The sequence below is a fragment of the Streptomyces sp. NPDC029169 genome (assembly GCF_055563935.1).
The window spans coordinates 142,485-154,720 of the sequence record NZ_JBVHXA010000005.1 but is presented as its reverse complement, the minus strand read 5'-3'; the positions used below and the strand labels follow the sequence as shown (position 1 = coordinate 154,720).

The 12,236-nt window shown below is 72.0% G+C and carries 14 protein-coding genes; 6 read left to right on the top strand and 8 right to left on the bottom strand.

What is annotated here, in order from left to right; all coding sequences use genetic code 11:
- The first annotated feature begins 99 nt into the window (after positions 1-99).
- Together ACZ4VI_RS12025 and ACZ4VI_RS12020 are read left to right on the top strand one after the other, a co-directional pair.
- Positions 100-633 carry a DUF4231 domain-containing protein gene (locus ACZ4VI_RS12025; RefSeq protein ID WP_467999064.1) on the top strand — a complete coding sequence of 178 codons (534 nt, stop codon included), beginning with the start codon at positions 100-102 and terminating at the stop codon, positions 631-633.
- Positions 630-1,388 carry an MBL fold metallo-hydrolase gene (locus ACZ4VI_RS12020; RefSeq protein WP_467999063.1) on the top strand — a complete coding sequence of 253 codons (759 nt, stop codon included), beginning with the start codon at positions 630-632 and terminating at the stop codon, positions 1,386-1,388. The genes ACZ4VI_RS12025 and ACZ4VI_RS12020 overlap by 4 nt, the downstream gene beginning before the upstream one ends.
- 52 nt (positions 1,389-1,440) lie before the next feature.
- Here the strand turns inward: ACZ4VI_RS12020 and ACZ4VI_RS12015 are convergent, their stop codons facing one another.
- On the bottom strand, positions 1,441-2,199 hold the full coding sequence (locus tag ACZ4VI_RS12015; RefSeq protein WP_467999061.1) for a GntR family transcriptional regulator: 759 nt from the start codon (positions 2,197-2,199) through the stop codon (positions 1,441-1,443).
- Between the two features lie 192 nt (positions 2,200-2,391).
- Here ACZ4VI_RS12015 and ACZ4VI_RS12010 point away from each other — a divergent pair, with 192 nt between their 5' ends.
- Positions 2,392-2,616 (top strand): hypothetical protein, encoded by a 225-nt coding sequence (locus ACZ4VI_RS12010; protein WP_467999059.1) that lies wholly within the window; start codon positions 2,392-2,394, stop codon positions 2,614-2,616.
- A 31-nt stretch (positions 2,617-2,647) separates the two neighbouring features.
- On the top strand, positions 2,648-2,902 hold the full coding sequence (locus ACZ4VI_RS12005) for a DUF2277 domain-containing protein (protein WP_467999057.1): 255 nt from the start codon (positions 2,648-2,650) through the stop codon (positions 2,900-2,902).
- On the opposite strand, the gene ACZ4VI_RS12000 is transcribed toward ACZ4VI_RS12005, so the two are convergent.
- The 4 genes from ACZ4VI_RS12000 to ACZ4VI_RS11985 form a co-directional block, all read right to left on the bottom strand.
- Complete coding sequence (locus tag ACZ4VI_RS12000) at positions 2,856-3,473, bottom strand: DedA family protein (RefSeq protein ID WP_467999307.1); 618 nt, start codon at positions 3,471-3,473, stop codon at positions 2,856-2,858. The two genes, ACZ4VI_RS12005 and ACZ4VI_RS12000, sit on opposite strands and share 47 nt — an antisense overlap.
- A 120-nt stretch (positions 3,474-3,593) precedes the next feature.
- Positions 3,594-4,061, bottom strand: a complete 468-nt coding sequence (locus ACZ4VI_RS11995) for a DoxX family protein (protein WP_467999056.1) — start codon at positions 4,059-4,061, stop codon at positions 3,594-3,596.
- A gap of 185 nt (positions 4,062-4,246) precedes the next feature.
- The gene (locus tag ACZ4VI_RS11990) at positions 4,247-5,896 is read right to left on the bottom strand and encodes an alkaline phosphatase D family protein (RefSeq protein WP_467999054.1); all 1,650 of its coding nucleotides are present in this window, start codon (positions 5,894-5,896) and stop codon (positions 4,247-4,249) included.
- Positions 5,897-5,987: 91 nt separating this feature from the next.
- Positions 5,988-6,650 carry an HNH endonuclease family protein gene (locus tag ACZ4VI_RS11985; protein ID WP_467999052.1) on the bottom strand — a complete coding sequence of 221 codons (663 nt, stop codon included), beginning with the start codon at positions 6,648-6,650 and terminating at the stop codon, positions 5,988-5,990.
- 244 nt (positions 6,651-6,894) lie between these two features.
- Here ACZ4VI_RS11985 and ACZ4VI_RS11980 point away from each other — a divergent pair, with 244 nt between their 5' ends.
- A complete protein-coding gene (locus ACZ4VI_RS11980) occupies positions 6,895-7,641 on the top strand; it encodes an ABC transporter permease (protein WP_467999051.1) in 747 nt (248 codons plus the stop codon).
- A 194-nt stretch (positions 7,642-7,835) separates the two neighbouring features.
- Here the strand turns inward: ACZ4VI_RS11980 and ACZ4VI_RS11975 are convergent, their stop codons facing one another.
- Positions 7,836-8,486: an HAD family hydrolase gene (locus ACZ4VI_RS11975; RefSeq protein ID WP_467999049.1), complete on the bottom strand. Its 651-nt coding sequence runs from the start codon at positions 8,484-8,486 to the stop codon at positions 7,836-7,838.
- A gap of 134 nt (positions 8,487-8,620) precedes the next feature.
- On the bottom strand, positions 8,621-9,496 hold the full coding sequence (locus ACZ4VI_RS11970; protein WP_467999047.1) for a peptidoglycan-binding domain-containing protein: 876 nt from the start codon (positions 9,494-9,496) through the stop codon (positions 8,621-8,623).
- A 138-nt stretch (positions 9,497-9,634) separates the two neighbouring features.
- Between ACZ4VI_RS11970 and ACZ4VI_RS11965 the strand changes: the two genes are divergently transcribed.
- Positions 9,635-11,692 (top strand): MDR family MFS transporter, encoded by a 2,058-nt coding sequence (locus ACZ4VI_RS11965; RefSeq protein ID WP_467999045.1) that lies wholly within the window; start codon positions 9,635-9,637, stop codon positions 11,690-11,692.
- Here ACZ4VI_RS11965 and ACZ4VI_RS11960 read toward each other — a convergent pair.
- Positions 11,689-12,174, bottom strand: coding sequence for a GNAT family N-acetyltransferase (locus tag ACZ4VI_RS11960; RefSeq protein WP_467999306.1), 486 nt, complete (start codon positions 12,172-12,174; stop codon positions 11,689-11,691). The genes ACZ4VI_RS11965 and ACZ4VI_RS11960 overlap by 4 nt on opposite strands.
- Between the last annotated feature and the right edge of the window lie 62 nt (positions 12,175-12,236).

Here is a 12,236-nt window from a genome sequence, read left to right as displayed (position 1 = left end):
GCACATTGTGATCGGTCCTGTGCCAGAAGGACCACGGAATCGGTAAGTTGGCGGGAGTCGAGATTGACGGGGTGGGGGGCTGCGGGGTGTACTCCGGGCATGGCTGACGTGGGGGACGCGCCCGAGGTCGAGGTGCAGGGTGGCGAGATGACGCCACAGCGGTATATCGAGAGCAGATTGACGCAGTATCAGGAGTGGTACGACCGCAAGGCCACGAAGATGAAGGCCATGCATCTGCGCATGCGCACCCTCTCCGTCGTCGGCGGTGCGCTCGTGCCCGTGCTCGTCAATCTCGATCTGGGGTTCGCGAAGATCACCGCCACCGTGCTCAGCCTCGTCGTGGTGGCGTCGGTGTCGCTCGAGAGCGTGTACCGGTATCGGGAGCAGTGGAAGAACTACCGGTCGACCGAGCAGCTGCTCGGGCACGAGCGGGTCTACTTCGCCGCCAAGGTGGGGCCGTACCACAAGCTCTCGGACCGTGACTGCTTCACGACGTTAGTCGCCCGCGTCGAGAAGGCCATCGCCAGCGAGAACTCCGCGACCCTCAACGTCATGACCCTCGGCGGGCAGGTCAACGCCGACGTCCAGCAGCACGGCATCCCCGCCGCCCGGCGGGAGGCCGAGGGCGCGTGAGCCTGCGGATCACCGTGCTCGGGTCCGCCACGCCCTTCCCGCGGCCCGGGAACCCCTGTTCCGGGTACCTCGTTGAGGGCGGCGGCGTCCGCGTGTGGGTGGACGCCGGCAGCGGGTCCCTCGGGGAGTTGCAGCGGTACGCCGGACTCGGGGAGATCGACGCGGTGTGGATCTCGCACCTCCACGCCGACCACTGCGCCGACCTGCTCACCGCCTATTACGGGCTCCTCTACGCCGACATCCGGCGCGACGCGCCCCTGCCCCTCTACGGACCGCCCGGCACCGCCGACCGGCTCGCCGGGTTCCTGACCAACGGGCCGACCCGAAGCCCCGTCGAAGACGCCTTCGCCTTCGAGGAGTTGTACGACGGGCACGAGGTGCGGATCGGCGGGCTCAGCCTGCGCGCGCGGGCCGTCGAGCACGGGGGACTGCCCGCCTTTGCGCTGCGGATCGAGGATCGGGACGGGGGCGGGGGCCGTATCGCGTACTCCGGTGACTGCGAGCCGTGCCCCGCGCTCACCGAACTCGCCCGGGACTGCGAGCTGTTCCTCTGCGAGGCCGACGGCGATGGGTTCGGGCACCACTCCGCCGAGCAGGCGGGGCGGAGCGCTTCCGAGGCGGGTGCCGGGCGGCTTGTTGTGACGCATGTCGGGCCCGGGGTCGCGCCCGAGCAGGCCGTGTCCAGCGCCGGGCGGGTGTTCCGTGGCGAGGTCGCGTACGCCGCGCCCGGCGCCGTCTTCGCCGTCACGCGCTGAGCCGTTACGCGCTAAAGCCGTCACGCGTCGAAGCCGTCACCCGTCGAAGCCGTCACGCGTCGAAGTCGTACTCCAGGACGTACGACGCCGAGTCCAGCGTCATCTCGTTGAGCTCCACCGCAACCCCTTTCTCAGTGAAGGCCGTACGCGCGATCAGGATCACCGGCGTTCCGAACTCCAGGGCGAGTCGGGCCGATTCGTCGGCCTTGGGCATCCGGCAGCGGATCTCCTCGCGGAAGTGGACGGGCTGGTGGCCGAGTTCGGCCAGCCGCGCGTAGGTGCCGCCCGGGCCGGTGTCGGGGGTGGCGATCGGGGTGTCCTGGGTGAGGTCGGCCGGGAGGTACGAGACCGAGAGCAGGACCGGCTTGTCGTCCAGGACGAAGCGCCGGCTGCGGACGCAGACCGGCGAGCCCGCGGGCAGGCCGAGCGCCGCGGCGACCCGGGAGTCCGCCGTCGCCCGGCCGACCTCGATCTGGTCCACCACCAGCGCGCGGTCCTCGATGTCCGCCGACCAGACCGAACGGCCCGTGCCCCAATGGTCCTGCGCGAGCCGGGGGATGCCCCGCCGGCGCAGCGGGCGGAAGGTACGGACGAAGACCCCGGCGCCCTTCCGGGCCTCGGCCAGGCCCTCGTTGCGCAGCACGGAGAGCGCCTGGCGGGCCGTCATCCTCGCCACGTCGTACGTCGTCATCAGATCGTTCTCACCGGGGAGCCGGTCGCCGGGGGCGAAGGCGCCTGACTGGATGGCGGTTCTCAACTCGTCGGCGATGCGCTGGTACTTGGGCCGACGACCGCTGTCCCGGTCAGTCATGGGTGGACCACTCCCTTCGTCTGCGGGACACCCTACGGCGCGGTCCGACGAGGTGGTGCACGCGTGTGCGCCGACCTGTGCGAGTGATCCGTCCATCGGGGGACATCTCTAGAGATACGTTGACAGGGGGGAGGCGCCGGGTTTCTCTGGGTGTATCTCTAGAGATCTGGGATTCCGGGACGGAGGGGATTCGTGCAGCCTTTGCCCGAGGTCGGTGACCTCGTACGCGACACTGCCACCGGGCGGGTCGGCTTCTACGTGGACAGCGTCGCCGGGCGGTATCTGATCCGGCCCGTCCACGGCGGCCGCGAGTGGGAGGCCGAACCCGGGGACGTACAGCTCGCCACGCCCATGAGAGAGCTGCGGGCGCGCGCCGCCGAGATCAACGCACGGAGCAGGCGCGGCTTCGGGAGCTGACGCTGTCAGTGGGGCGCGTCACACTGGAGACATGTGCCGCAGCATCAAGACCCTCCGACCGCCGGTCCTGCCCGACGAGGCGACCGAGGACGACATCCGCGCCGCCGCCCTGCAGTACGTCCGCAAGGTCTCCGGCTTCCACAGACCCGCCGCGCACAATCGGGAGGTGTTCGACCGGGCCGTGGACGAGGTCGCCGCCGCGACCGCCCGGCTCCTCGACGGCCTCGAGGTGCGCGGGCTCAGGAAGCCCGAGCCGGTGCGGGAGCCGCAGCCGGACGCCGTATGACATAGGCGGCCAGCGCGCCCGCCAGGAACAGGGCGAGGATGGAGACGCCCGCGCTCACCCAGGTCGCGCCCAGCCACAGCCCGCCGAACCAGCCGAGCGCCACGCTGTAGCTCGCCCAGGCCACGCCCGCCAGCGCCGACCAGGGCAGGAACTCCACGATCCGGCGCCGCGCCGCGCCCGCGCCGAGGGAGACCACCGAGCGGCCCGCCGGGGCGAAGCGCGCGATCACCACGAGCAGGCCGCCGCCGCGCGCGAGGGCCGTGCCAAGACGTTCCTGCGCCCGGGTCAGCCGGCGTGAACGGGCGATCGCCCGGTCAAGCCGGGCCCCACCGCGCCAGGCCAGCCGGTACGCGACGAAGTCGCCGAGCACCGAGGCCGTTGCCGCGCAGAGGAGAAGAGGGAGGACGGACGGCACGTCCGGGGAGGCCGCGGTGGCGGTCGCCGCCGCCGTCGCGGCCGTGATCACCAGGACCCCGCTCGGCAGCACCGGCAGGAAGACGTCGAGCAGTACCGACGTGGCCACCGCCGCGTAGATCCACGGGCCCGCGGTCAGCGACCGCAGTGACCCCATGCTGTCGAGCACGTTCACAGCGCTAGAGCGTACGCGGGGGCGGGCAGCGAAAACGGGGCAGGGGGCCGGAAACCGTTCGGACGGCTTCCGGCCCCCTGCCCCGTGGAGTGTGCGTGGGCGTCACGCGGCGGCCGGCGCGTCCTGCTTCTCGCGCTGCCCGGCGTCGGCACCGCGGGCGCCGCGGGTCCCGAAGAGCCCGTCGAGCGCCAGAGCGCCCGGGCCCGTGAAGACGATCAGCAGGAACGCCCAGCAGAACAGCGCCGCGGACTCGCCGGTGTTCTGGATGGGGAAGAGCGCATAGGGCTGGTGGAACTTGAAGTACGCGTACGCCATCGAGCCGGAGGCGATGAAGGCGGCGGTACGGGAACCCACGCCGACGAGCACGAGCACACCCCCGACGAGCTGGATCACGGCCGCGTACCAGCCCGGCCACGTGCCGGTGGGGATGGTGCCACCGCCCATCGCGCCGCCGAGGACGCCGAAGAGCGAGGCGGCGCCGTGGCAGGCGAAGAGCAGGCCTATGACGATGCGGAACAGGCCGAGCGCGTACGGCTGGGCCTGGTTCAGGCGGTTGGCCAGGTTGTTCATGGGGACGGGGACCCTTCGGTCGGTCCGCTTCCGGAGGAAGCGGAACGTGGGGGGACGGAACCGATGAGGCCGTCAGGTTAGGCACCCCTCAGCGATACTTGCAAGTTCAACATTCGGTCATATGGTGATCTGTGGTGAGTGTCACGCGCCGGGGGTGGGGTTGAACCGTCGAACCGCCCCCCTGCTCAACTGCCGCTGAGCATCCGCTCGTCGACGGTCACCAGGCGGCCGCCCCGGCGGGCCTGAGTGAGGGTCAGGTGGGCCGAGCGGGCGTCGAGGGTGAGGGTCATGAGCTGGTTGCCGAACCACGGGCCGCCCGTTCTGCGCCAGCTGATCAGGGGCCGGCCCGCGCGGGCATGGCGGGCGAGGGCGCGGCCCAGGCGGCGGCCGGCGCGGCTCCAGCCGAAGCGGAAGCCCAGACGTACCGCACGCGGGATCGCGTTGTGGAGCGGCGAGCAGGTCAGCTGGACCACCCGCGCCTCGGGCCGCTCGTCCGGCCAGTGCGGCTCCGCCACGTACGCGTGGTGGACGTCCCCGGACAGGACGCACACCGTCGCCGGCGCGTCCGGGCCGCTGCCCGCCTCCGCGAGCAGCCGCGTCAGGGCCTCGAACGACGACGGGAACGCCGCCCAGTGCTCCAGGTCCGCCCGCTGTCGCAGATCCTCCGCGAACCGCGCCCACCGGCCCTCCGGCCCGCCGCGTTCGCCCCGGCACAGCGCCGCGTTCCACGTCTCCGCTTCGTGGATCAGTGGGGGCAGCAGCCAGGGCAGCGAGGTGCCGACGAGGAGATGGTCGTACGAGCTCCTGTCGGACAGTGCCTGCTCGCGCAACCAGGCCGCCTCGGCCGGGTTCAGCATCGCCCGCGCGTCCTCCTCCAGGAGGCGCGCCCCGCGGGTGTCGATCACCAGCAGCCTGGTACGGCCGAAGTCCCTGCGGTAACTCCACCGCACACAGGCCGGATCGGCGTCCGCCTCGGACGCGAACCGCCGCAGCCGGTCCGTACCGTCGGGCACGGCGCGGATCTCCGCGTACAGCTTGTCGGTGGCCAGTTCGGCCGGGGAGAGGTTGCCCAGGTGCTGGTAGACCCAGTACGACATGAGGCCGCTGAGGACCCTTTCGCGCCACCAGTGCGTGGCCCGCATCCGCGCCAGCCAGGCGGCGCTGGTGTTCCAGTCGTCGATGACGTCGTGGTCGTCGAAGATCATGCAGCTGGGGACGGTGGAGAGCAGCCAGCGGACCTCGGGGTCGCCCCAGGACTCGTCGTAGAGCCGGGTGTACTCCTCGTACTCCCCGACCTCCGAACCCGGCGCGTCGCGCGGGTCCCGGCGGGCGGCGAGCCAGCGGCGGGTGGCGGCCGAGGTCTCGTCGGCGTACACCTGGTCGCCCAACAGGACGAGTACGTCCGGGCGTTCGGCGTTCGGGTGGGTGGAGAGGTGCTGCGCGAGCGTGTCCAGGGCGTCCGGGCCGACCGGGTCCCTGCCCTCGGCCGGCTTCGCCGCCCAGCGGCACGATCCGAACGCCACCCTGACGGCGTCGTCCGGGGACGGGGTGCGGATCGTGCTCGGGGGGAAGCGGGAGTCCGGTGGCGGCCAGACCGTGCGGCCGTCGAGCCGTACCTCGTACTCCGTCGTCGTACCGGGAGTCAGGCCCGTCACCGGTATCAGGGCGTAGTGGTGGCCGGCGATCTGGAAGGTGCGGGTGCTTCCGCCCGCGCCGGAGCCGGTGTGGACCTCCGCCGTGCAGGGGCGGTCGGTCTCGACCCAGATCGTCGCGGAGTCGCCCCGCACCCCGTCGACGTACCGAAGCGCTGGTCCGAGTCTCAGTCCGGCCGCCATTGTTCTTTCCGCCCCCGTCCCGTCCCCGCTGTCGTCCCGCCGTACGGTACGGAACGACAGAGGGGCGGCGGAAGCCGTCTCAGCAGGTGGGTCAGCAGCCGTTCAGGACGGACTGGAGGGCGCTCTTCTCGGCGGAGTCCACGCTCAGGCCCCAGTAGTACTTCGTGTGGACCCACGCGCGGGCGTACGTGCAGTGGTACGAGGTGCGCGGCGGCAGCCACTCCGCCGGGTCGAGGTCGCTCTTGGCCTGGTTGACGTTGTCCGTCACCGCGATGAGCTGCGGGCGGGTCAGGTCGTTGGCGAACTGCTGGCGCTTGGCGGTGGTCCAGGAGTTCGCGCCGGAGCGCCACGCCTCGGCGAGCGCCACGACGTGGTCGATGTCGAGGTCGGAGGCGGCGTACCAGGTCGCGCCGTCGTACTCCGAGTACCAACTGCCGCTGACGGCGGCGCAGCTGGAGTCCTGGACGACGTTCACGCCGTCGCGCTTGAGGACGACCTCGCGGGTGTTGCAGGCGCCGTACTGGGTGATCCAGTGGGGGAAGAGGTCACGGCTGTAGCCGGTGGAGGAACCTTCCGCCTTGACCGTGAGTGCGGCGAGGTACGTACGGGCGGTGGCCGCGCTGACGGGCGTGGGCATGGCCGCCTGGGCGGTCGGCGCGGTGGCGAGGAGGCCGGTGACGGAGAGGGCGGCGGTGGCGGCGAGAACGGTCGCGCGACGGGCTATTCGACGCGCGTAGATGCTTGCGGCGAGCATGCGAACTCCCTTGGGGTGGAGGGTCCTTGGCCGTTCCGTCCCGGGCGGGTGCCCGGGTGCGTGCGCGGGTGCGCGCCCGGGTGGGTGCGCGTGCGCGTCCGGGTGGGTGCCCGGCGGCCCGGTCATCGTGGCGGCGCCAGGTTTCGGTGGGGGGTGCGCCAGGTAACAGGGTGGCGACATGAGCACGTCACATCAAGGGTTGTGACGGAACGACAATTCCGTTTCCTGGTTCTAGGGTTGGCCTGTGCTTCTGGACGTGAACGTCACCTTTGGCGTGGTTCTCGCCGTTCTGCTCGTCGTGGCCGCCGGCGCAGTCGCCCTCGCCCGGCTCGGGCGCGCCCGCGACTCGCTGGTCGCGGGCGGGCGCGCGGCGGTCCAGTTGGTCGCGGTGTCACTCGTGATCGGCTGGGTGATGCGGTATCTGCCGCTGCTCCTTGGATTCCTGGTGGTGATGTACGGAGTGGCCGTCTGGACCGCCGGGCGGCGCATCGTCCCCGGTCCGGGGCGCGGATGGTGGTGGGCGGGGGTGCCGATCGCGGCGGGCGTCGGGCCGGTCGTCGGGGTGCTGCTGCTCACCGGGCTCGTACCGGTACGGGGTGTGGCGCTCATCCCGGTCACCGGCATCCTCATCGGCGGCGCGCTGACCGCCACGGTCCTCGGTGGGCGGCGGGCGCTGGACGAGCTGGAGACGCGGCGCGGCGAGGTGGAGGCGGGGCTCGCGCTCGGTCTTCCGGAGCGGGAGGCGCGGCTCGAGGTGGCGCGGCGCGCGGCGTCGGACGCGCTGCTGCCGGGGCTCGACCAGACGCGGACGGTGGGGCTCGTGACGCTGCCGGGGGCGTTCGTGGGGATGCTGCTGGGCGGGGCGTCGCCTTGGGAGGCGGGGGCGGTGCAGCTCTTCGTGCTGGTGGCGCTGATGGTGGTGCAGGCGGTGGCGGTGGGGGTGGTGCTGGAGTTGGTGGCGCGTGGCGCGTTTGTCCGGGGGCGGGGGTAGGGGCTCGCGGTCCTGGGGCCCGTGAGCCTCTGGTCCCCCGTGGGCGGGGCCCTTGGGCGGGCGGCGTGGTGCATCTCGGCCGCCGCCGTTGTGAGCAATCGTTCCGCAGGGCGGAACGGGTGGGCACAACCCACGGGGGCCAGGGCCGTTCAAGGGCGTTCAGGCCGAGGGCCCGGGCCCGTACCGCGTGGGCGTTACGCCGGGAACGTCAGGCGGATGCCGGTCGGCAGGGACTTCACCCTTACGGACGTGAGGTCCGCGACGTGGACGTCCGGGGCGAAGGCCGCCGCCCTCGGGCCGACGCCGACCACGCGCATGCCCGCCGCGCGGCCCGCCTGGATGCCGGCCTCGGAGTCCTCGAAGACCACGCAGTCGGCCGGGTCGAATCCCAGTTCCGCCGCGCCCTTGAGGAAGCCCTCCGGGTCCGGCTTGCTCGCGCCGACGCGTTCCGCCGTCACCCGGGTCTCCGGCATCCGCAGCCCCGCCGCGCCCATCCGGGCCTGGGCGAGGGCCTCGTCCGCCGAGGTCACGAGGGCGTGCGGGAGGCTGTCGAGTGCGGCCATGAAGGCCGGGGCGCCCGGGACCGGTAGGACGCCGTCGAGGTCCGCGGTCTCCTCCGCCAGCATCGCCCGGTTGTCGGCGTGGTTCTGCTCCATGGGCCGGCCGGGGAGGAGGACGGCCATCGTCGCGTACCCCTGGCGGCCGTGGACGACCTTGAGCGCCTCCTCCGGGTCGAGCCCGTGGCGTACGGCCCAGCGGCGCCAGCAGCGCTCGACGACGGCGTCCGAGTTGACGAGGGTGCCGTCCATGTCCAGCAGGAGGGCGCGGGTCGTGAGCGCGGGCATCAGGGGGTCTCCAGAGGGGTGGGAGGAGAACAGAGCGGTCCCGCCCGCCGGTCAGGGTGTGCGGGCGGGGCCACTTTGTTCCTCGACGATACAAAACGGGGAGCCGCGGCGCCAGTCCGTCCGTATCGCGGACCTCAGCGCCCCTCGGCCGTGGTCTCCGCCTCCAGCGCGCGGCGGGTGTTCGGCCCGTAGACGCCCTTCGCGTCCCCCTGGATGTACTTGTACGACTGGTACCTCGCGACCGCGTCCTCGACCTTCTTCGTGTACTCGCCGTTCGCGGGTCCGTCGTAGGCCCACACCTGCTTGAGGCGCTTCTGTAGCTCCTGGACCTCGGCGCCGGAGTCCCCGACGCGCAGCGTGGGCCCCAGGGCGTCCTCGGTGGGCGTGGGGTCCGGTGCGGACGTAGTGGTCGTGCGGGACGTCGAGGGGGACGGCGGTCCGCCCGGCTCGGTCGCCTCCGTCGGGCGGGCAGAGGCGGAGGCAGAGGCGGAGGCGGACGGCCAGGACGAGGGCGACGCGGACCGCGAAGCCGAGGGGGACGGGGAGGGCGGGGCCTCCGACACCGCGATGTTCTCCGAGGCGCTCGCGGTGAGCGTGGGCACGGCCGCTCGGTCGTCCGTCGCGTCCCCGCCGCCGAGCAGGTCTCCCGCGAGCGCTGCCGTGGTGACCACCGCGACCGCGACCGCCGCCGCGAGCGCCACCAGCGCGCCGCGTCGGCGTGTGACCGGCCGCTCGGGCTCGTAGGGCCCGTCCAGCTCGTACGGCAGGACCTCGGGGGCGTGCTCCCCGGCCTCGGTGGGCGTGGTCTCGGGCGGGTCCGCCGGCGCCGGTGTCGCTATCGGTGCCGGTGGTGGGGTGGGCGGCGGCCCTTCCCCCTGCTCCGGGGCCTCCAGCGTCACGTACGGACGGACCCGCAGCGGGTCGAAGTCCTCCGCCGCGGCGATCTCCGCCTCGACGCAGGCACAGCGCGGTCTGTGTGCACCGCATTCAGGACATACATGTCCGACCATCGTGGGTCCCCTCCCCAGTCCAACTGGCAGCGATTATGCAGGCCACCCTCCCGTGCCCCGCGGGCAGCCGTGCCCTTCCGCAGGCCGTAAATGGACATTCCGATCAGGATGGAGTGGAACGGACGCGAGGAGATGCCCATGGCCCAGGAAGTACCTACGGCGGACCTCGGCGGTGGCCCGGCGCCCGGAGACGGGCGGAGCCACCGCTCCGTGATGGTCGCGATCGGCGCGCTGCTGCTCGGCATGCTGCTCGCCGCGCTCGACCAGACCATCGTCTCCACCGCCCTGCCGACCATCGTCAGCGAACTCGGCGGCATGGAGCACCTCTCCTGGGTGGTCACGGCCTACATGCTCGCTTCGACCGCCGCCACACCCCTCTGGGGCAAGCTCGGTGACCAGTACGGCCGCAAGAAGCTCTTCCAGGCGGCCATCGTCATCTTCCTCATCGGCTCCGCGCTCTGCGGCATCGCGCAGAACATGCCGCAGCTCATCGGCTTCCGTGCGCTCCAGGGCCTCGGCGGCGGCGGGCTCATGGTCCTGTCGATGGCCATCGTCGGCGACCTCGTCTCGCCCCGGGAACGCGGCAAGTACCAGGGCCTGTTCGGCGCGGTCTTCGGTGCCACCAGCGTCCTCGGCCCGCTGCTCGGCGGGCTGTTCACCGAACACCTGTCGTGGCGCTGGGTCTTCTACATCAACCTGCCCATCGGCGTCGTCGCCCTCTTCGTCATCGCCGCCGTGCTGCACATCCCGGTGGGCGGCACCCGGCACACCATCGACTATCTCGGTACGCTCCTCATCGCCTCGGTCGCCACCTGTCTGGTCCTCGTGGCCTCCCTCGGCGGCACCACCTGGGACTGGGGCTCCCCGCAGATCATCGGGCTCGCCGTCCTCGGAGCCGTACTCCTGGTGTGGTTCGTGTACGTCGAGCAGCGCGCGGCCGAGCCCGTGCTGCCGCTGAAGCTCTTCCGGATCCGGACGTTCACCCTCGTCTCGGTCATCAGCTTCATCGTGGGCTTCGCGATGTTCGGGGCGATGACCTATCTGCCGACCTTCCTCCAGGTCGTCCAGGGCATCACCCCCACCATGTCCGGCGTGCACATGCTGCCCATGGTCCTCGGCATGCTCCTCACCTCCACCGCCTCCGGCCAGATCGTCTCCCGCACCGGGCGCTGGAAGGTCTTCCCCATCGCGGGCACCGGCGTCACGGCCCTCGGGCTGCTGCTGCTCAACGAACTGACGGAGACCAGCTCCACGTGGGCGATGAGCGCCTACTTCTTCGTCTTCGGCGCCGGACTCGGACTCGTCATGCAGGTCCTCGTCCTCGTCGTGCAGAACGCCGTCTCGTACCAGGACCTCGGGGTGGCCACGTCGGGTGCGACCTTCTTCCGGTCCATCGGAGCCTCGTTCGGCGTCGCCGTCTTCGGCACGATCTTCACCAACCGGCTCAACACCAAACTCGACGACGCCCTCGCCGGACAGCCGCTTCCGCCGGGGACCGGACCGGAGCAGATCGCCGCCGACCCGCGCGCCATCGCCGAACTCCCGGCCGAGCTGCGGCCGCCGGTCGTCCACGCCTACGCGACCTCCATCACCGACGTCTTCCTCTACGCCGCGCCCGTCGTCTTCATCGGCTGCGTCGTCGCCTGGTTCCTCAGGGAGGACAAGCTGCGCGGCTCGGTGACCGCCCCCGACACCAGCCAGACGCTGGCCTCCAACCCGGTGGAGCGCTCCTCGTACGACGAGTGCTGCCGGGCCCTTTCCGTGCTCGGCTCGCGCGAGGGGCGCAAGGCGGTCTACGAGAAGATCACCGCGAAGGCCGGGCTCGATCTGCTTCCCGCCGCGAGCTGGCTGCTGCTGCGGATCCGCCGCCACGGGACCGTGGAGCCGGCCCGGCTCGCCGAGACCACCCCCGTACCCCTACGGGCCATCACGGAGGCGTCCCGCCAGGTCGAGGAGCGGCATCTGGCGCGCCGGGAGGGGCTGCACCTGATCCTCACCGACGAGGGCGTCGAGACCGCGACCCGGCTGGCGAAGGCGCGCGAGGAGTCGCTCGCGGAGCTGCTCGGCGACTGGTGGGGGCCGGACCGGCCCACGGATCTCGTCCAGCTGGTGGAGGAGCTGACGGCCGAGCTGAGCGGCTCGGACGCGGAGCGGCCCCACCTGCCCGAACCGCCCCGCGACCACCACGCGCCCTAGAGATCCTTGCCGTACCAGATGTCCATGTACGGGCCCTCGCAGTACGCCGGGATCTCCACGTACCCGTGGCGGGTGTAGAGCGTGCGGGCCTCGATCAGGTCCAGGCGGGTGTTGAGGACCATCCGCCGGGCGCCCAGCTCACGGGCCGCGTCCTCCAGGTGCTCCAGCAGGGCCCCGGCACCGCCCGTGCCCCGGAAGGCGTGGCGCAGGAACACCCGGGTCAGCTCGGCACGTTCCTCGTCGAGGAGCAGCACGCCGCCACAGGCCGCCGGCTTCCCCTCGTGCCGGCCCACGAGGAACTGGCCGGTCGGGGGTGTCAGCAGCTCCACCCCGTCGTTCGCCAGCCCCTCGTCGATCTCCGCCTCGGTCGCCGGCCGCTGCCAGTAGCGGCTCGCGACGTCGTCGTAGTAGTCACGGCGCAGGGCGGTCGCCTCGGGGGTGTGGACGTGCTCGGGTACGAAAGACCAGGTCATGCGCGCCATTGTGAGGCGCTCACGGCCCGGGGCGCTCGTCATTTCTCGCTCGTCATGTCTCGCTCGTCATT

Coding starts and splice junctions, on each gene's coding strand:
- ACZ4VI_RS12025 (WP_467999064.1), top strand. CDS start 100: ATGGCTGACGTGGGGGACGCGCCCGAGGTCGAGGTGCAGGGTGGCGAG.
- ACZ4VI_RS12015 (WP_467999061.1), bottom strand. CDS start 2,199: ATGACTGACCGGGACAGCGGTCGTCGGCCCAAGTACCAGCGCATCGCC.
- ACZ4VI_RS12005 (WP_467999057.1), top strand. CDS start 2,648: ATGTGCCGCAGCATCAAGACCCTCCGACCGCCGGTCCTGCCCGACGAG.
- ACZ4VI_RS12000 (WP_467999307.1), bottom strand. CDS start 3,473: ATGGGGTCACTGCGGTCGCTGACCGCGGGCCCGTGGATCTACGCGGCG.
- ACZ4VI_RS11995 (WP_467999056.1), bottom strand. CDS start 4,061: ATGAACAACCTGGCCAACCGCCTGAACCAGGCCCAGCCGTACGCGCTC.
- ACZ4VI_RS11990 (WP_467999054.1), bottom strand. CDS start 5,896: ATGGCGGCCGGACTGAGACTCGGACCAGCGCTTCGGTACGTCGACGGG.
- ACZ4VI_RS11985 (WP_467999052.1), bottom strand. CDS start 6,650: ATGCTCGCCGCAAGCATCTACGCGCGTCGAATAGCCCGTCGCGCGACC.
- ACZ4VI_RS11975 (WP_467999049.1), bottom strand. CDS start 8,486: ATGCCCGCGCTCACGACCCGCGCCCTCCTGCTGGACATGGACGGCACC.
- ACZ4VI_RS11970 (WP_467999047.1), bottom strand. CDS start 9,496: ATGGTCGGACATGTATGTCCTGAATGCGGTGCACACAGACCGCGCTGT.
- ACZ4VI_RS11965 (WP_467999045.1), top strand. CDS start 9,635: ATGGCCCAGGAAGTACCTACGGCGGACCTCGGCGGTGGCCCGGCGCCC.
- ACZ4VI_RS11960 (WP_467999306.1), bottom strand. CDS start 12,174: ATGGCGCGCATGACCTGGTCTTTCGTACCCGAGCACGTCCACACCCCC.